This window comes from Pseudomonas sp. URMO17WK12:I6, assembly GCF_003253625.1.
Taxonomy (GTDB): domain Bacteria; phylum Pseudomonadota; class Gammaproteobacteria; order Pseudomonadales; family Pseudomonadaceae; genus Aquipseudomonas.
In genome coordinates this window covers 19,125-37,366 of sequence record NZ_QKYZ01000029.1, presented here as the reverse complement: position 1 = coordinate 37,366, position 18,242 = coordinate 19,125, and the positions used below count along the sequence as shown (strand labels likewise).

Here is an 18,242-nt window from a genome sequence, read left to right as displayed (position 1 = left end):
AATTGGTGCCCAGAAGAAGACTCGAACTTCCACGACCTTGCGGTCACCAGCACCTGAAGCTGGCGTGTCTACCAATTTCACCATCTGGGCAGTATCGGCAGCGCTAGTGCGTCGTCGATGGCGCGCACTATACGGAGCGTCTTTTTAACTGTAAACCCCCGTCATCAAAAAAACCTGGAAAATTTTACCGGCGGCATTCAAATCAGCTTCGCGGTGTCGATAAAGGGCTTTAGATGGGCTGTCATAGCCTGAAATTTCCCGTTTCATTACGCCTATGCCAAACTAACCCGCATATAGACAAGGTGAAAACTCTCTAATGGCCGATTGGCAGTCCCTCGATCCCGAGGCCGCTCGTGAAGCGGAAAAATATGAAAACCCTATTCCTAGCCGCGAACTGATCCTTCAGCACCTTGCTGATCGAGGTTCGCCTGCTAACCGCGAGCAGCTGGTCGAAGAGTTTGGTCTGACCACAGAAGACCAGATCGAAGCCCTGCGCCGCCGCCTGCGCGCCATGGAGCGCGACGCTCAACTCATCTACACCCGTCGCGGCACTTATGCGCCGGTGGACAAGCTCGACCTGATCCTGGGCCGCATCAGCGGTCACCGTGACGGTTTCGGCTTCCTGGTCCCGGACGACGGCAGTGACGACCTGTTCATGAGCCCGGCGCAAATGCGCCTGGTGTTCGATGGCGACCGTGCCCTGGCACGTGTTTCCGGCCTCGACCGTCGCGGTCGCCGCGAAGGCATGATTGTCGAAGTGGTGTCCCGTGCCCACGAGAGCATCGTCGGTCGTTACTTCGAGGAGGGCGGTATCGGTTTCGTCGTCGCAGACAATCCGAAGATCCAGCAAGAAGTGCTGGTGACGCCAGGTCGCAATGCCAACGCGCAGATCGGTCAGTTCGTTGAAGTGAAGATCACTCACTGGCCGACGCCACGCTTCCAGCCGCAAGGCGACGTGGTCGAGGTGGTGGGCAACTACATGGCGCCGGGCATGGAAATCGATGTCGCCCTGCGCACCTACGATATTCCGCACGTCTGGCCTGAAGCGGTCTTGAAAGAAGCCGCCAAGCTCAAGCCTGAAGTCGAAGAGAAAGACAAAGAGAAGCGCATCGACCTGCGTCATCTGCCGTTCGTGACCATCGACGGCGAAGATGCGCGCGACTTCGATGACGCGGTCTACTGCGAAGCCAAACCGGGCAAGCTGCGCCTGTTCTCCGGCGGCTGGAAGTTGTACGTGGCGATTGCCGACGTTTCCAGCTACGTGAAAATCGGTTCGGCGCTGGATAACGAATCCCAGGTTCGTGGCAACTCGGTGTACTTCCCCGAGCGCGTGGTGCCGATGCTGCCTGAGCAGTTGTCCAACGGCCTGTGCTCGCTGAACCCGCACGTCGATCGCCTGGCCATGGTTTGCGAGATGACCATCTCCAAATCCGGCGAAATGACCGACTACTGCTTCTACGAAGCGGTGATTCACTCCCATGCCCGCCTGACCTACAACAAGGTCAGCGCCATGCTGGAAACGCCGAAAGCCACCGAAGCGCGTCAGCTTCGTGGTGAATACACCGACGTCCTGCCGCACCTCAAGCAGCTGTATGCGCTGTACAAGGTTCTGCTGGCGGCTCGTCACGTGCGCGGCGCGATCGATTTCGAAACCCAGGAAACCCGGATCATCTTCGGTTCCGAGCGCAAGATTGCCGAAATCCGTCCGACCGTTCGCAACGATGCTCACAAGCTGATTGAGGAATGCATGCTGGCGGCCAACGTGGCCACCGCCGAATTCCTGAAAAAGCACGAAATCCCTGCGTTGTATCGCGTCCACGACGGCCCGCCGCCGGAGCGTCTGGAAAAACTGCGCGCCTTCCTCGGCGAGCTCGGCCTGTCCCTGCACAAAGGCAAGGACGGTCCGTCGCCGAAGGATTACCAGGCTTTGCTCGCGGGCATCAAGGATCGTCCGGATTTCCACCTGATCCAGACCGTCATGCTGCGTTCGTTGAGCCAAGCGGTGTACAGCGCCGATAACCAGGGCCACTTCGGCCTGAATTACGAAGCCTATACCCACTTCACTTCGCCTATTCGCCGCTACCCGGACTTGCTCACGCACCGGGCGATTCGCAGCGTCATCCATTCGAAAATGGACACCCCGCACGTTCGCCGTGCCGGCGCGATGACCATTCCGAAGGCGCGGATCTATCCGTACGACGAAGCGACCCTGGAGCAGCTCGGCGAGCAGTGCTCGATGAGCGAGCGCCGTGCCGACGAAGCCACCCGCGACGTAGTGAACTGGCTCAAGTGCGAGTTCATGAAAGACCGCGTGGGCGAATCGTTCCCGGGGGTGATCACCGCCGTGACCGGTTTCGGCCTGTTCGTCGAACTGACCGATATTTACGTCGAAGGCCTGGTGCACGTCACCGCGCTGCCGGGTGACTACTACCACTTCGATCCTGTGCACCATCGCCTCGCCGGTGAGCGTACCGGTCGTAGCTTCCGCTTGGGCGACACCGTTGAAGTGCGCGTCATGCGCGTCGACCTCGACGAGCGCAAGATCGACTTCGAGATGGCCGAAAAAACCATCAGCGCACCGATCGGTCGCAAAAAGCGCGGCACTGAAACCGCAGCACCTGCTATCAAAACAGCTGCCGAGCCAGTACTGGCCAAGGCCGGGCGTCGTCCGGCCAAGGAAAAGGCCGTCGAGGCCTATCGTCCGAGCGATGCGGCGGCAAAAAATGCCGAGTTGCGCAAAAGTCGTGAAATGAAACAGGCATTGCTGTCTGAAGCGAAAAGCGGCGGTAAAGCGGCGTCTGGGGGAAAGACCGGGCGGTCGGCGCCTGACAAGGCCTCCGGCGGCAAGCCAGCCAAACCGAGCAAACACCGTAAAGGCCCGCCAAAAGCGGGTTCCGCTCCAGCCGCCAGAAGCGGCGGGGCGCGTAAACCTAAGGCCAAGTCATGAGTCAGTTGGAAAAGATCTACGGCGTGCACGCAGTAGAAGCGTTGCTGCGTCACCACCCAAAACGCGTCAAGCAGATCTGGCTGGCTGAAGGCCGCAGCGATCCGCGCGTTCAGACGCTGATCGAACTCGCTGCCGAAAATCGCGTGGCCGTCGGTCAGGCTGAGCGTCGCGAGCTGGACGCCTGGGTTGAAGGCGTGCACCAGGGCGTGGTGGCGGACGTCAGCCCGAGCCAGGTCTGGGGCGAGGCGATGCTCGACGAGCTGCTCGATCGCACCGAAGGCGCGCCTTTGCTGCTGGTGCTCGACGGCGTGACCGATCCGCACAACCTCGGCGCTTGCCTGCGTTCGGCCGATGCGGCCGGCGCGCTGGCGGTGATCGTGCCGAAGGACAAATCAGCCACGCTGACCCCGACGGTTCGAAAAGTTGCTTGTGGCGCGGCGGAAGTGATTCCGTTGGTCGCCGTGACCAACCTGGCGCGCACCCTGGAAAAACTCAAGCAGCGCGGCTTGTGGGTCGTCGGTACGGCGGGCGAGGCTGAACAGGATCTGTATCAGCAGGACCTGACGGGCCCGACCATCCTGATCATGGGTGCCGAAGGTAGCGGCATGCGCCGCCTGACTCGCGACCTTTGCGACTATTTGGTGCGCCTGCCGATGGCTGGCAGCGTCAGCAGCCTCAACGTGTCCGTCGCCACCGGCGTCTGCCTGTTCGAAGCGCTGCGCCAGCGTGGCGTCAAAGCCGCCGGGACCGCCAAAAAGTCCTGAGACTCCTCTGCAGGAGTCGCCGCAGGCGGCTCCTGCAAGTGTTCGGCTTTCCAGTCGAAGTGATTGTTCAAATAATCACCAATTGCCTTGCACCTCCCTCGACCCTTCTCTACAATTGCGCCCCTTGCTGTGACGGCAGGCACGCATGTGTCTATCGCAAGCAAGTCCATAAGTGTCATTCACTCCTTGTCTGACCGCTTTTGAGCGGCAGGCTACAACCCGTAAGGAGCATTCATGCGTCATTACGAAATCATCTTTTTGGTCCACCCGGATCAAAGCGAGCAAGTCGGCGGCATGGTTGAGCGTTACACCAAGCTGATCGAAGAAGACGGCGGCAAAATCCACCGTCTGGAAGATTGGGGCCGTCGTCAACTGGCCTACGCAATCAACAATGTTCACAAGGCTCACTACGTGATGCTGAACGTTGAGTGCACTGGCAAGGCCCTGGCCGAGCTGGAAGACAACTTCCGCTACAACGATGCAGTGATCCGTAACCTGGTCATCCGTCGCGAAGAAGCCGTTACCGGCCAATCCGAGATGCTCAAGGCTGAAGAAAACCGCAGTGAGCGCCGTGAGCGTCGCGACCGTCCTGAGCACTCCGACGCTGAAGGCGTTGACAGTGATGACAGCGACAACAGCGATAACGCTGACGAGTAATCCACGGACCTTTTGAGGAGCCTATTACATGGCACGTTTCTTCCGTCGTCGTAAATTCTGCCGCTTCACCGCTGAAGACGTGAAAGAGATCGATTACAAAGATCTCAACACTCTGAAAGCTTACGTATCCGAGACCGGCAAAATCGTTCCAAGCCGCATCACCGGTACCAAAGCACGTTATCAGCGTCAGCTGGCCACCGCTATCAAGCGCGCCCGCTTCCTGGCCCTGCTGGCCTACACCGACAGCCACGGCCGCTGAGACCGGGCAGTCGACACGTAGCAAAGGATTGAATGCATGCGCGCCTTAGCTGAGTTCATCATGCGCGGCCGTATGCAGGCCACTCTGGTAGTGGCCGGATGCGCAACATTGCCGTTGTTGTATTGGTTGGGTGCTGCCGCTGGATGCCTTGTGCTCCTGCGGCGCGGATTGAAGGACGCCGTTGGCGTACTTGCTCTGGGACTGCTGCCGGCGTTGATCTGGTGGCTTTTCTTCGATGATCCACGGGCACTTCTGGTGCTGCTGGGGTCTTCGAGCCTTGCGTTGGTTTTGCGCGCAAGCGAGTCCTGGAGCCGCGTGCTGCTGGTCAGCATAGCGATGGGGTTGGTGTTTTCAGTGGTGCTGGGGGCGGCTTTTGCGCCCCAGATCGAGATGCTGGCGCAGGCTTTGATAAAAGTCATGCCGTCGCTACTCGGTGAGGTCTACCAGCAATTGTCGGTAGACGAGCAAGCGCGCTTTGCGTCCCTGATTGCACCGGTCCTGACCGGCCTGATTGCGGCCTTGTTGCAAATCGTCAGTGTGCTGAGCCTGATTGTCGGGCGCTACTGGCAGGCGTTGTTGTACAACCCGGGTGGTTTTGGTCGCGAGTTTCGCGCCATCCGAATCCCGCTGGGACCGGCGATGTTGCTGCTGGCGTTAATGCTTCTGGGGCCAAATCTTGGCCCGCAGATGGCCATGTTGACGCCGTTGTGCAGCGTACCGCTGGTGTTCGCCGGGCTGGCCCTGATTCACGGGCTGGTGGCGCAAAAGCGACTGGCCAAGTTCTGGCTGGTGGGGTTGTACGTCACGCTGTTGCTGTTCATGCAGCTGATCTATCCGTTGCTGGTGGTTCTGGCCATCGTCGACAGCCTGATTGATTTTCGCGGTCGTTCGGCACCGAAAGATGCCGATAGCGCGAACGGTGAAGGTTAAAAGTTAAGAGGATTTTCACATGCAACTGATCCTTCTGGAAAAAGTCACCAACCTGGGCAACCTGGGTGACAAAGTGAACGTTAAGGCTGGTTACGGTCGTAACTACCTGCTGCCATACGGCAAAGCTACCGCTGCGACCCCAGCCAACCTGGCTGCGTTCGAAGAGCGTCGCGCTGAGCTGGAAAAAGCCGCAGCAGACCGTAAAGCATCGGCTGAAAGCCGCGCCGCCCAACTGGCTGAGCTGGAAGTGACTATCACTGCCACCGCCGGTGACGAAGGCAAGCTGTTCGGTTCGATCGGCACCCACGACATCGCTGATGCACTGACCGCCTCTGGCGTTGAAGTTGCAAAAAGCGAAGTTCGTCTGCCGAACGGCACTATCCGCAACGTAGGCGAATTCGACGTAGCCGTGCACCTGCACGCCGAAGTTGAAGCCACCGTACGCGTTGTCGTGGTAGCAGCTTAAGCAGCACTTGTCGGCTGGCACCCTCGGGTGCTTGCCGGTAACATCGGGCACGATCCTGTTTACAGGTCGTGCCCTTTGTCTTTCTGCAGTTCCTGATTTTCACAACCTCTGCTTCTCCTGAATAAACCAAGTGGCCATGAACGATATCTCCGCTCCCGAGCAATACGATCTGCAAACCGCTGCCCTGAAGGTGCCGCCGCATTCCATCGAGGCCGAACAGGCCGTGCTCGGTGGGTTGATGCTGGACAACAACGCCTGGGAACGCGTGCTCGATCAAGTCTCCGACGGCGATTTCTATCGGCATGACCACCGCCTGATCTTCCGAGCCATCGCCAAACTGGCGGACCAGAACCAGCCAATCGACGTCGTGACCCTGGCCGAGCAATTGGACAAGGAAGGTCAGACGTCCCAGGTCGGCGGTCTCGGTTACCTTGGCGAACTGGCAAAAAACACGCCGTCCGTCGCCAACATCAAGGCCTATGCCCAGATCGTTCGCGAGCGGGCAACCCTGCGCCAGTTGATCGGCATCAGTACCGAAATCGCCGACAGCGCTTTCAACCCTGAAGGCCGCACCGCCGCCGAGATTCTCGACGAGGCCGAACGGCAGATCTTCCAGATTGCCGAGGCTCGTCCGAAAACCGGCGGCCCGGTCAGCGTCAACGACCTGCTGACCAAGGCCATCGACCGCATCGACACCTTGTTCAACACCGACAACTCGATCACCGGCCTGTCCACCGGTTACACCGACCTCGACGAGAAGACCAGTGGCCTGCAACCGGCCGACCTGATCATCGTCGCCGGCCGTCCGTCCATGGGTAAAACCACCTTTGCGATGAACCTGGTGGAAAACGCCGTGCTGCGCAGCGAGAAGGCTGTCCTGGTTTACTCCCTCGAGATGCCAGGCGAATCGCTGATCATGCGTATGCTGTCGTCCCTCGGTCGAATCGACCAGACCAAGGTCCGGGCCGGTCGCCTGGAAGACGACGACTGGCCGCGCCTGACGTCGGCGGTCAACCTGCTCAATGATCGCAAGTTGTTCATCGACGACACGGCGGGTATCAGCCCCTCGGAAATGCGCGCCCGGACCCGTCGTCTGGTGCGTGAGCATGGTGAGATCGGTCTGATCATGATCGACTACCTGCAACTGATGCAGATCCCGGGGTCCAGTGGTGACAACCGGACCAACGAGATTTCCGAGATCTCCCGGTCCCTGAAAGCCCTGGCCAAGGAATTCAACTGCCCGGTGGTGGCACTGTCCCAGCTCAACCGTTCCCTGGAACAACGCCCGAACAAGCGCCCGGTGAACTCCGACTTGCGGGAATCGGGAGCGATCGAGCAGGACGCCGACGTGATCATGTTCGTTTACCGGGACGAGGTGTATCACCCGGAAACCGAACACAAAGGCATTGCCGAAATCATCATCGGCAAGCAGCGGAACGGCCCGATCGGCTTTATCCGCCTGGCCTTCATCGGCAAATACACCCGATTTGAAAACCTGGCGCCGGGTAGCTACAACTTCGACGACGATGAATAACTGTGGCGAGGGGGCCTGTCGGAACGCCGCACCGCCCCGTTCGGCTGCGAAGCAGTCGTAGATCCTGAATTTGCGGTATCACAGATAAACTATGGGGGCCGCTTCGCAGTCCAACGGGGGCAAGCCCCCTCGCCACAAGGGTTATATGTAGCCCCGGGATTTTTGCGAAAACAGCTCCACCGATTTCCGACCATAGCCGTCGGAATTGGTCAAAATTTGTGCTATATTCCGCGCCCGCGAAATTCAATGAAAGCCAACACCGGTTATCGACATGCAAGCAGCCAAGCCGTTATTTGACTATCCCAAGTACTGGGCCGAATGTTTCGGGCCAGCGCCATTCCTGCCCATGAGCAGGGAGGAGATGGATCAGCTCGGCTGGGATTCCTGCGACATCATCATCGTCACCGGTGATGCCTACGTCGACCATCCGTCGTTCGGCATGGCGATCATCGGCCGGCTGCTGGAGGCCCAGGGCTTCCGCGTCGGGATCATCGCGCAGCCGAACTGGCAGTCCAAAGACGACTTCATGAAGCTCGGCGAGCCGAACCTGTTTTTCGGTGTCGCGGCCGGCAACATGGACTCGATGATCAACCGCTACACCGCCGACAAGAAAATCCGTTCCGACGACGCCTACACCCCCGGTGGCCTGGCAGGCAAACGTCCGGACCGCGCGAGCCTGGTTTACAGCCAGCGCTGCAAGGAAGCCTATAAGCACGTGCCGATTGTGCTCGGCGGCATCGAAGCCTCCCTGCGCCGCATCGCCCACTACGATTACTGGCAGGATCGGGTGCGTAACTCGATCCTGATCGACGCCTGCGCCGACATCCTGCTCTACGGCAACGCCGAGCGTGCGATCGTCGAAGTCGCCCAGCGCCTGTCCTACGGCCACAAGATCGAAGACATCACCGATGTGCGCGGTACCGCGTTCATTCGCCGTGATACGCCGCAAGGCTGGTACGAAGTCGATTCCACGCGCATCGACCGTCCGGGCAAGATCGACAAGATCATCAACCCGTACGTCAACACCCAGGACACCGCCGCCTGCGCCATCGAGCAGGAAAAGGGGCCGGTTGAAGACCCTGGCGAGGCTAAGGTCGTACAGATCCTGGCCAGCCCGAAAATGACTCGCGACAAGACCGTCATTCGTCTGCCGTCGGTTGAAAAAGTCCGTGGCGATGCGGTGCTTTACGCTCACGCCAACCGCGTGCTGCACCTGGAAACCAATCCGGGCAACGCCCGCGCTCTGGTGCAAAAGCACGGCGAGGTAGACGTCTGGTTCAACCCGCCGCCGATTCCGATGACCACCGAAGAAATGGACTACGTGTTCGGCATGCCTTACGCGCGCGTTCCGCACCCGGCGTACGGCAAGGAAAAGATCCCGGCCTACGAGATGATCCGTTTCTCGGTGAACATCATGCGTGGCTGCTTCGGCGGCTGCACCTTCTGCTCGATCACCGAGCACGAAGGCCGGATCATCCAGAACCGTTCCGAAGAGTCGATCATTCGCGAAATCGAAGAGATCCGCGACAAGGTTCCGGGTTTCACCGGCGTCATTTCCGACCTCGGCGGCCCGACCGCGAACATGTACCGCATCGCCTGCAAGACCCCGGAAATCGAATCCGCGTGCCGCAAGCCTTCATGCGTGTTCCCAGGCATTTGCCCGAACCTCAACACCGATCACTCGTCGCTGATCCAGCTCTATCGCAGCGCCCGGGCCTTGCCGGGCGTGAAGAAGATCCTGATCGCCTCCGGCCTGCGCTACGACCTCGCGGTCGAGTCGCCGGAGTATGTCAAGGAGCTGGTGACCCACCACGTCGGTGGTTACCTGAAGATCGCCCCGGAACACACCGAGGAAGGTCCGCTCAACCAGATGATGAAACCGGGCATCGGCAGCTATGACAAGTTCAAGCGCATGTTCGAGAAGTACACCAAGGAAGCCGGGAAAGAGCAGTACCTGATTCCGTACTTCATCGCCGCCCACCCGGGCACCACCGACGAAGACATGATGAACCTGGCCCTGTGGCTCAAGGGCAACGGTTTCCGTGCCGACCAGGTGCAGGCGTTCTACCCGTCGCCGATGGCCACCGCCACCGCGATGTACCACTCGGGCAAGAACCCGCTGCGCAAGGTCACTTACAAGAGCGACGGCGTGACTATCGTCAAGAGCGAAGAGCAGCGTCGCCTGCACAAAGCGTTCTTGCGTTATCACGACCCGAAAGGCTGGCCGATGCTGCGTGAAGCGCTGACCCGCATGGGCCGCGCCGACCTGATCGGGCCGGGCAAGAACCAGTTGATCCCGTTGCATCAGCCAGCGACCGACAGCTACCAGAGCGCCCGTCGCAAGAACTCGACGCCGGCCGGCAGCCACAAAGTGGCCAAGGAAACGACCACCAAGATCCTGACCCAGCACACCGGCCTGCCACCGCGTGCCAGCGATGGCGGTAACCCGTGGGACAAGCGTGAACAGGCCAAGGCGGCGGCATTCGCCCGCAACCAGCAGGCAGCCAAGGAGCGCAAGGACGCGGCTAAAGGCAAGGGGCCGAAGCCTGCGCGCAAGCCGGTCGTGCCGCGCTAAACGTCGCTTGAGCTGAACAGAACGCCAACCTCCGGGTTGGCGTTCTGCGTTTCAGGAACAACGAATCTCATTGTGGCGAGGGAGCTTGCTCCCGTTCGGCTGCGAAGCAGTCGTCAGCTTTTTAGGGCCGCTGCACGCCCCAGCGGGAGCAAGCTCCCTCACCACAGAGACCGCGAACATTCACGTCCTCGCCACATTTGCGTGCAACTGCGCCAAACCAATTTTCCGCATCGCCCGATTTTGGTGCTGTACTGCCTCAAGCAATTGGAGAAAGCGCCAACGCCGCTGGCTGGCATAAGTCTTGCGCGCTTTCCTATAAGTTTAAGGCTCGCAGGAGGCACGCCGTGTCGATTCATGTCGCATTGCATCACGTCACGCATTACCGCTACGACCGCGCCGTCGAGCTCGGTCCGCAGATCGTTCGCTTGCGCCCGGCTGCCCACAGTCGCACGCGGATACTGTCCTATGCGCTGAAAGTCTCGCCCGAGCAGCATTTCATCAACTGGCAACAAGACCCTCAGGGCAATTACCTGGCGCGGTTGGTGTTCCCGGAGAAAACCGATGAACTGAGGATCGAGGTCGACCTGCTGGCCGAGATGGCGGTCTTCAATCCCTTCGACTTCTTCCTCGAGCCCTACGCCGAGAAGATCCCTTTCGCCTATGCAGCGGATGAGCGCAAAGAGCTGGCGCCGTACCTGGAAACCTTGCCGCTGACGCCGACATTCAAGGCCTATCTGGACGGCATCGACCGCACGCCGCTGCCCAGCGTGGATTTCCTCGTCGCGATCAACCAGCGCCTGAGCGAAGACATCGGTTACCTGATTCGTATGGAGCCGGGCGTACAGACTCCGGAATACACCCTCGAACAGGCCTCCGGCTCCTGCCGCGACTCGGCGTGGTTGCTGGTGCAATTGCTGCGCAACCTCGGCCTGGCGGCGCGATTCGTCTCCGGTTACCTGATCCAGCTGACCGCCGACGTCAAAAGCCTCGACGGTCCCTCGGGTACCGAAGTGGATTTCACTGACCTGCATGCCTGGTGCGAAGTCTATTTGCCCGGTGCCGGCTGGATCGGCCTGGACGCAACCTCAGGGTTGTTTGCCGGTGAAGGACACATTCCGTTGGCGTGCAGCCCCGACCCATCCTCTGCGGCACCGATCAGTGGTTTGGTGGAACCGTGCGAGTGCGAATTCACCCACGAAATGTCGGTCGAGCGGATTTGGGAAGCGCCAAGGGTTACCAAACCCTACACCGAAGACCAATGGCTGGCGATTCAGGCATTGGGCCGGCAGATCGATGCTGATTTGCTCGAAGGTGACGTGCGCCTGACCATGGGCGGCGAGCCGACGTTCGTTTCCATTGATGACCCGGACGGCGCCGAGTGGAACACCGCCGCGCTCGGGCCAGACAAGCGTCGGCTGTCAGCCGAACTGTTCCAGCGCATGCGCAAGCATTATGCGCCCAAGGGCCTGGTGCATTTCGGTCAGGGCAAGTGGTACCCCGGCGAGCAACTGCCGCGCTGGTCGCTGAACTGCTATTGGCGCCGCGATGGCGTGCCGATCTGGCACAACAGCGCGCTGATTGCCGACGAGCGGGAAGATTACGGCGCCGATGGCGAACTGGCCGGGCGTTTCCTGGCGAGTGTCGCCGAACGCTTGAAAATTCCGACACGCTTTGTGTTCCCGGCCTACGAAGACAATTTCTATTACCTCTGGCGCGAAGGAACGTTGCCGCAGAACGTCAGCGCCGAAGACTCACGCCTGGAAGAACCTCTGGAGCGTGCGCGCCTGCGCAAAGTCTTCAGCCAAGGCCTGGACAAGGTCATCGGTCAGGTCCTGCCGCTGGCGCGCACCGCCAAGGGCGATCAATGGCAGAGCGGTCGCTGGTACCTGCGCGAGGAACACTGCCGGTTGGTGCCGGGGGATTCGCCACTGGGTTATCGCTTGCCGCTCGGTTCGCAGCCTTGGGTGAAAGCTGCGGAGTACCCATTCATTCATCCCACGGACCCGAATCAGGATTTCCCGGCGCTACCGGACACCGACCAGCTACGGAATCACGCTCAACCGAAAACGGCCGACGAACGTGTGCCCGAGATCGACCAGTCCGCCGACTGGCTGACCCGCACCGCGTTCTGCGCCGAAGCACGTGAAGGTCGGTTGTACCTGTTCATGCCGCCACTGGAGCGGGTCGAGGACTACCTGGAACTGGTCGCCGCCATCGAAGCCACCGCCGAGGAACTGCATTGCCCGGTATTGCTGGAAGGCTATGAACCGCCGAGCGATCCGCGTCTGAGCAACTTTCGCATTACCCCGGATCCGGGCGTGATCGAGGTCAACGTCCAGCCGTCCGCTACCTGGGACGAGTTGGTGGAACGTACCGAGTTTCTTTACGAAGAGGCGCGCCAGACCCGGCTGACCACCGAGAAATTCATGATCGACGGCCGGCACACCGGCACCGGCGGCGGTAACCATTTCGTCCTGGGGGGCGCGACCCCGGCTGACTCACCGTTTCTGCGCCGTCCCGACCTGCTGCGCAGCCTGATCAGCTACTGGCATAACCACCCGTCCTTGTCCTACCTGTTTTCCGGGTTGTTCATCGGCCCGACATCCCAGGCTCCGCGGGTTGACGAAGCGCGCAACGATTCGCTGTATGAACTGGAAATCGCCTTCGCCCAGATGCCGGAGCCGGGCGAAGAATGCCCACCATGGCTGGTGGATCGCTTGTTGCGCAATTTGCTGATCGACGTGACCGGCAACACCCACCGCGCCGAGTTCTGCATCGACAAACTCTATTCACCGGACGGCGCCACCGGACGCCTTGGCTTGCTGGAACTGCGAGCCTTTGAAATGCCGCCCCATGCGCGCATGAGCCTGGCTCAGCAGTTGTTGTTGCGGGCGCTGGTGGCGCGGTTCTGGCGCGAGCCTTATGCACCGCCGAAACTGGCGCGCTGGGGCACCGAACTGCACGACCGGTTCTTGCTGCCGCACTTTATCGAGCAGGATTTCGCCGATGTAATCGTCGACCTGAATGCCGCCGGTTATCCGGTGCAGGCAGAGTGGTTCGCGGCGCATCTGGAGTTCCGTTTTCCCAAGGTCGGCGACTACGCCGTCAGCGGTATCGAACTGGAATTGCGTCAGGCGTTGGAGCCCTGGCATGTGTTGGGCGAAGAGGGCAGCGCGGGCGGTACGGTGCGTTATGTGGATTCGTCCCTGGAACGTTTGCAGGTCAAGCTGTCGGGGTTGCCGCCGCAACGTTATCTGCTGACCTGCAATGGCATCCCGGTGCCGTTGCAACCTACCGGTCGGGTCGGCGAGTTCGTCGCCGGTGTACGTTTCCGTGCCTGGCAACCGTACAACTGTCTGCAACCGACTATCCCGGTCCACGCACCGCTGGTGTTCGACTTGCTCGACACCTGGATGGGGCGTTCGCTGGGTGGTTGTCAGTACCACGTCGCCCATCCGGGCGGGCGCAACTACGACAGCCTGCCGGTGAACGCCAATGAAGCCGAGAGCCGGCGGATGGCGCGTTTCTTCCGCATCGGACACACGCCTGGGAAACTTCCTGTACCGAAACTGGAAATCAACGACGAGCTGCCGATGACACTCGATTTGCGACGCTTTTAAACCGTACGCGACGCTCGGATTTTTCGTCTATCCGGGCGTCATGAGCCTGCGTTAGTCTGACCGTTCTTTGCTGTCTGCCGAGCTTTCCATGCCTGACCTGCTTGACCGCTACCCGTTGACTGCGGGCACCTATCACGAACTGCTCGACAACAGCGGCGCCGTGCGCCCGCACTGGCGGCGGCTGTTCGATCAATTGCAACGCAGCACGCCAGCGCAACTGGTGCAGCGTCAGGCGCTGCTGACCCGACAGATTCAGGAAAACGGCGTGACCTACAACGTCTACGCCGACCCCAAGGGCGCTGATCGGCCATGGGAGCTGGATTTGTTGCCTCATGTGATTGCAGCCGATGAGTGGCAGCAGCTTTCGGCCGGGATCGCTCAACGGGCGCGTTTGCTCAATGCTGTGCTGGCGGACCTGTACGGTCCTCAACGCTTGATCGCCGAAGGCCTGCTGCCGGCTGAACTGGTGTTCGGTCATAACAACTTCCTCTGGCCTTGCCAGGGCATCGCACCGCCCGACGGGGCCTTTCTGCATCTGTATGCCGTGGATTTGGCGCGCACGCCTGACGGTCGCTGGTGGGTGACCGCCGACCGGACTCAAGCACCCTCCGGTGCCGGTTACGCCCTGGAAAATCGCACCATCGTGTCCCGGGCCTTCCCCGAGTTGTATCGCGACTTGAAGGTGCGGCACCTGGCCGGGTTCTTCCGCACACTTCAGGAAACACTCGCCCGGCAGGCGCCGAGCGACGATGAAGCGCCGCTGGTGGTCCTGCTGACACCGGGGCGTTTCAACGAAAGCTATTTCGAGCACTTGTACCTGGCTCGTCAGCTCGGTTATCCACTGGTGGAGGGCGGTGATCTGACCGTGCGCGATGCCACGGTCTATCTGAAAACCTTGAGCGGGTTGCGCCGGGTTCACGCGATCATGCGTCGGCTCGACGATGATTTCTGCGACCCGCTGGAGCTGCGCACCGACTCGGCCCTTGGCGTGCCAGGGCTGCTCGAAGCGGTGCGTCAGGGCCGGGTGCTGGTGGCCAACGCCCTCGGCAGCGGTGTGCTGGAGTCGCCGGGTTTGCTGGGCTTCCTGCCGAAAATCAATCAATTCCTGTTCGGCGAAGAGTTGATCCTGCCGTCCATCGCAACTTGGTGGTGCGGCGAAGCGCCGGTGCTGGCCCAGGCCCTGGAAAAACTGCCGGAACTGTTGATCAAGCCGGCGTTTCCGTCGCAGAGCTTTGCACCGGTGTTTGGGCGTGATTTGAGTGAAAAACAGCGCCAGGCTCTGGCTGAGCGCATGCAGGCACGGCCTTATGCCTATGTTGCGCAAGAATTGGCGCAACTGTCCCAGGCGCCGATCTGGCAGGCCGAAGGCGGACAGTTGCAACCGCGAGCCATCGGCATGCGTGTGTATGCGGTGGCCAGTCGGGAGGGTTATCGAGTGCTGCCCGGTGGCCTGACCCGGGTTGCCGCCGAGGCCGATGCCGAAGCGGTGTCGATGCAACGCGGCGGCGCGAGCAAAGACACCTGGGTGTTGGGCGATCGCCCACCCAGCGGCGAACAATGGAAAGCCCAGCGCAACATTGGCGTTCACGATCTGGTACGTCGTGATCCGTATCTGCCATCGCGGGTGGTCGAGAACCTGTTCTGGTTCGGCCGTTATTGCGAGCGCTGCGATGACAGCGCGCGGCTGCTGCGGGTCATGCTCGCGCGCTATGTCGATGGCGATGACCCGCAAGCCCTGGAGGCGGCGGTCGATCTCGGTGAACGCCTGAATCTGTTGCCGGAGGAGGGTGAGTTGCCGCAGCGATTGCTGGCGGCGCTGCTCGGCGATGATTGGCCGTTCAGCCTGCGCTCCAATCTGCAGCGTTTGCAGTGGGCGGCGTCGCAAGTACGCGGCAAGCTCTCGCGAGAGAACTGGCAAGCGCTGGTGGAGTTGCAGCGCGAGGCCATGGAGCTGGAAACCGAAGAGCCGGATTTCGGCGAGTTGCTGGACTTCCTCAACCGGTTGGTAATGTCGCTGGCGGCGCTGTCCGGCTTTGCCCTCGACGACATGACCCGGGACGAAGGCTGGCGTTTCCTGATGATCGGTCGGCGGATCGAACGGCTGCAATTTCTCAGCGGCAGTCTGGCGGCGTTTTTGCGCGGTGCCGGGGCTTTCGATCAGGCCGGGCTGGAATGGCTGCTGGAACTGGGTAACAGCAGCATCACCTACCGCTCGCGGTACCTGGCGGTGGCGCAATTGATCCCGGTGCTTGACCTGTTGCTGCTCGATGAACAAAACCCGCACGCGGTGCTGTTCCAGTTGAAACTGGTGACCCGTACGTTGAAGCGCTTGAACGACGACTTCGGCGCGCCGCGCGAAACAGGTCTGCTGCAGTTGGTGGAGCGGTTGGCGCACTTCGATCTGGGCTGCCTGGAGAACTCGCTGTTCGGCGAGGCCAGTGTTCACGCCGCCATAGAGGGGTTGGCGGATCTGCTGCAAGAGATCGCCGATGCCAGCGGACAGGTGTCGGATCGCCTGGCCTTGCGCCATTTCGCCCATGTCGATGATGTCAGCCAGCGCACGGTGTCCGTCTGATGAGTGCCCATTACCAGATTTTCCACGACACCCATTATCACTACGACAGCCCGGTGTCCCTGGCCCAGCAACTGGCGCATCTGTGGCCGCGCGCCTGTGCCTGGCAGCGCTGCACCGAACAGCAGTTGCAGATCAGTCCCCAGCCGACTTCACGCCGGGATGAGCTGGATGTGTTCGGCAATCCGCTGACCCGGTTGGCGTTCGAGCGCCCCCACGATGAATTGCTGGTCAACGCTCGGCTCACCGTCGAAGTGCTGGAACGGCCGTCGCTGGACTTCAATCAATCGCCGGCCTGGGAAGCGACCTGCAACGCGCTGACCTACAGCGGTCAGCCACTCTCGCCTGCGTTGCTGGAAGCCTGCCGTTACCGCTTCGAATCGCCCTACGTGCATTTGAAACGCAGTTTCGTCGAGTTCTCCGAAAGTTGCTTTCCTGCTGGCCGGCCATTGCTGCTGGGTGTTCAAGCGTTGATGGAGAAGATCTTCAGCGAGTTCACCTTCGACGCCGAGGCGACCCAAGTGGCGACGCCGCTGGTGGAAGTGCTGGAGAGGCGTCGTGGGGTTTGCCAGGACTTCGCGCATTTGATGCTCGCGTGCCTGCGCTCCCGTGGGTTGGCGGCGCGGTATATCAGCGGCTATCTGCTGACACAGCCCCCACCGGGCCAGCCGCGGCTGATCGGCGCCGATGCGTCGCATGCGTGGGTGTCGGTGTTTTGCCCGGTGCTGGGTTGGGTGGATTTTGACCCGACCAACAATGTGCAACCGGCGCTGGAGCACATCACCCTGGCCTGGGGCCGAGACTTTTCCGATGTGTCGCCGTTGCGCGGGGTGATTCTGGGCGGTGGCAGCCATGATCCCGAAGTTCGGGTGACAGTGATGCCATTGGAATAGCGCAGACCCCATGCGGGAATGTGTTTTTTTGGGGGAGGGTTTCAAATTGGCCTGTGAGGGCCAGCAACATCGTTGCTGACCCTGGACACAGATCCGGTGGGCCTGATCAGATCATCGGGCCCTGAGGGTCTCAGGCGTCGGGCGCCTGATCTTTCGGTGCTTCAACATCATCTTCTGCCGCCACTTCACCTTCTGCATCCGGGTTCAGTGCTGCTTCTTCTTCAGCTGTAGCTTTCTTGCGCTGAAGCTTTTCCTCTTTCTTCTGCTCCTTGGCCAAGTCTCTCTGACGTTTGGCGAAGGAATAATTAGGTTTAGCCATGGGCGATCCTCTGGGGTCGAAGGTGAGGTTGAGCGGCGCATATTCTGCCTTGTATCGGCACCGAGCCGTTAGCTGGGTTTTTGCTCGGTCCATTTTGGCGGTACCGAGGGTTGCCAGGCGTCCAGTGCATCGAGCAGGGTTTGCGGTGATTCGCTCATTTGCAGCATGTCACGGTGCTGCCCGCGAACGAAGCCTTCGCCGACGATATGATCGAGAAAAGACGTCAACTTGCTGTAGAAACCGTTCACTTCCAGCAAACCCAGCGGTTTGCCGTGATAACCGAGCTGGCCCCAGGTCCAGACTTCGAACAGCTCTTCCAGCGTGCCCAGACCGCCGGGCAGGGCAATGAAGGCATCGCTGAGCTCGGCCATTCGCGCCTTGCGCGCATGCATGCCGTCGACCACTTCCAGGCGGGTCAGGCCGCTGTGGCCGATTTCCTTGTCCTTGAGGCTCTGCGGAATGATCCCGATCACTTCGCCGCCGGCCGCCAGTGCGGCATCTGCCACAATTCCCATCAGCCCGACGGCGCCCCCGCCATAGACCAGGGTCAGCTTGCGCTCGGCCAATGCTCGCCCCAGGGCGACAGCCGCCTCACGATAAGCCGGATTGGTGCCGGTGCTGGCACCGCAAAATACACAAACGGACGTTAAAGACATGCCTTGCTCCATGGTCAATCAGGACCACAGAGTAAAGGCAGGCTCGCATC

13 protein-coding genes and 1 tRNA gene are annotated in these 18,242 nt (G+C 60.8%); 11 read left to right on the top strand and 3 right to left on the bottom strand.

Going from position 1 to position 18,242, the window contains the following annotated elements; translation table 11 throughout:
* Positions 1-3 precede the first annotated feature (3 nt).
* Positions 4-90 (bottom strand) — tRNA-Leu (locus F475_RS29835).
* A 226-nt stretch (positions 91-316) separates the two neighbouring features.
* Here F475_RS29835 and rnr point away from each other — a divergent pair.
* The 11 genes from rnr (at position 317) to F475_RS29780 (ending at position 17,217) form a co-directional block, all read left to right on the top strand.
* Positions 317-2,947 (top strand): ribonuclease R, encoded by a 2,631-nt coding sequence (rnr, locus tag F475_RS29830; RefSeq protein ID WP_018928495.1) that lies wholly within the window; start codon positions 317-319, stop codon positions 2,945-2,947.
* Positions 2,944-3,711 carry a 23S rRNA (guanosine(2251)-2'-O)-methyltransferase RlmB gene (rlmB, locus tag F475_RS29825; RefSeq protein ID WP_018928494.1) on the top strand — a complete coding sequence of 256 codons (768 nt, stop codon included), beginning with the start codon at positions 2,944-2,946 and terminating at the stop codon, positions 3,709-3,711. Before rnr ends, rlmB begins: the two co-directional genes overlap by 4 nt.
* Before the next feature lie 234 nt (positions 3,712-3,945).
* Positions 3,946-4,368 (top strand): 30S ribosomal protein S6, encoded by a 423-nt coding sequence (rpsF, locus tag F475_RS29820; protein WP_007939579.1) that lies wholly within the window; start codon positions 3,946-3,948, stop codon positions 4,366-4,368.
* Between the two features lie 28 nt (positions 4,369-4,396).
* Positions 4,397-4,627 carry a 30S ribosomal protein S18 gene (gene rpsR / locus F475_RS29815; protein WP_002551829.1) on the top strand — a complete coding sequence of 77 codons (231 nt, stop codon included), beginning with the start codon at positions 4,397-4,399 and terminating at the stop codon, positions 4,625-4,627.
* A gap of 36 nt (positions 4,628-4,663) precedes the next feature.
* Positions 4,664-5,557 (top strand): hypothetical protein, encoded by an 894-nt coding sequence (locus tag F475_RS29810; protein ID WP_111455423.1) that lies wholly within the window; start codon positions 4,664-4,666, stop codon positions 5,555-5,557.
* 19 nt (positions 5,558-5,576) lie between these two features.
* The gene (rplI, locus tag F475_RS29805; RefSeq protein WP_007939577.1) at positions 5,577-6,023 is read left to right on the top strand and encodes a 50S ribosomal protein L9; all 447 of its coding nucleotides are present in this window, start codon (positions 5,577-5,579) and stop codon (positions 6,021-6,023) included.
* Positions 6,024-6,159: 136 nt separating this feature from the next.
* Entirely contained in the window at positions 6,160-7,557 is a 1,398-nt protein-coding gene (dnaB, locus tag F475_RS29800) for a replicative DNA helicase (protein ID WP_019650685.1), read from the top strand.
* Positions 7,558-7,828: 271 nt separating this feature from the next.
* On the top strand, positions 7,829-10,132 hold the full coding sequence (locus F475_RS29795) for a YgiQ family radical SAM protein (protein WP_026286605.1): 2,304 nt from the start codon (positions 7,829-7,831) through the stop codon (positions 10,130-10,132).
* A 344-nt stretch (positions 10,133-10,476) separates the two neighbouring features.
* Positions 10,477-13,752 (top strand): DUF2126 domain-containing protein, encoded by a 3,276-nt coding sequence (locus F475_RS29790; RefSeq protein WP_111455422.1) that lies wholly within the window; start codon positions 10,477-10,479, stop codon positions 13,750-13,752.
* 88 nt (positions 13,753-13,840) lie between these two features.
* Positions 13,841-16,327: a circularly permuted type 2 ATP-grasp protein gene (locus F475_RS29785; RefSeq protein WP_111455421.1), complete on the top strand. Its 2,487-nt coding sequence runs from the start codon at positions 13,841-13,843 to the stop codon at positions 16,325-16,327.
* Positions 16,327-17,217 carry a transglutaminase family protein gene (locus tag F475_RS29780; RefSeq protein WP_019582213.1) on the top strand — a complete coding sequence of 297 codons (891 nt, stop codon included), beginning with the start codon at positions 16,327-16,329 and terminating at the stop codon, positions 17,215-17,217. Before F475_RS29785 ends, F475_RS29780 begins: the two co-directional genes overlap by 1 nt.
* Before the next feature lie 130 nt (positions 17,218-17,347).
* Here F475_RS29780 and F475_RS29775 read toward each other — a convergent pair whose 3' ends face one another.
* Both F475_RS29775 and F475_RS29770 read right to left on the bottom strand, forming a co-directional pair.
* Positions 17,348-17,536 carry a hypothetical protein gene (locus tag F475_RS29775; protein WP_111455420.1) on the bottom strand — a complete coding sequence of 63 codons (189 nt, stop codon included), beginning with the start codon at positions 17,534-17,536 and terminating at the stop codon, positions 17,348-17,350.
* Between the two features lie 68 nt (positions 17,537-17,604).
* Positions 17,605-18,192: a TIGR00730 family Rossman fold protein gene (locus F475_RS29770; protein ID WP_018928486.1), complete on the bottom strand. Its 588-nt coding sequence runs from the start codon at positions 18,190-18,192 to the stop codon at positions 17,605-17,607.
* Between the last annotated feature and the right edge of the window lie 50 nt (positions 18,193-18,242).

Bases quoted from the DNA above. Each gene is read 5' to 3' on its own strand.
- F475_RS29780 (WP_019582213.1), top strand. From the start codon at position 16,327: ATGAGTGCCCATTACCAGATTTTCCACGACACCCATTATCACTACGAC.
- F475_RS29795 (WP_026286605.1), top strand. From the start codon at position 7,829: ATGCAAGCAGCCAAGCCGTTATTTGACTATCCCAAGTACTGGGCCGAA.
- F475_RS29770 (WP_018928486.1), bottom strand. From the start codon at position 18,192: ATGTCTTTAACGTCCGTTTGTGTATTTTGCGGTGCCAGCACCGGCACC.
- rplI (WP_007939577.1), top strand. From the start codon at position 5,577: ATGCAACTGATCCTTCTGGAAAAAGTCACCAACCTGGGCAACCTGGGT.
- F475_RS29775 (WP_111455420.1), bottom strand. From the start codon at position 17,536: ATGGCTAAACCTAATTATTCCTTCGCCAAACGTCAGAGAGACTTGGCC.
- rlmB (WP_018928494.1), top strand. From the start codon at position 2,944: ATGAGTCAGTTGGAAAAGATCTACGGCGTGCACGCAGTAGAAGCGTTG.
- F475_RS29785 (WP_111455421.1), top strand. From the start codon at position 13,841: ATGCCTGACCTGCTTGACCGCTACCCGTTGACTGCGGGCACCTATCAC.
- rpsF (WP_007939579.1), top strand. From the start codon at position 3,946: ATGCGTCATTACGAAATCATCTTTTTGGTCCACCCGGATCAAAGCGAG.
- rnr (WP_018928495.1), top strand. From the start codon at position 317: ATGGCCGATTGGCAGTCCCTCGATCCCGAGGCCGCTCGTGAAGCGGAA.
- dnaB (WP_019650685.1), top strand. From the start codon at position 6,160: ATGAACGATATCTCCGCTCCCGAGCAATACGATCTGCAAACCGCTGCC.
- F475_RS29810 (WP_111455423.1), top strand. From the start codon at position 4,664: ATGCGCGCCTTAGCTGAGTTCATCATGCGCGGCCGTATGCAGGCCACT.
- rpsR (WP_002551829.1), top strand. From the start codon at position 4,397: ATGGCACGTTTCTTCCGTCGTCGTAAATTCTGCCGCTTCACCGCTGAA.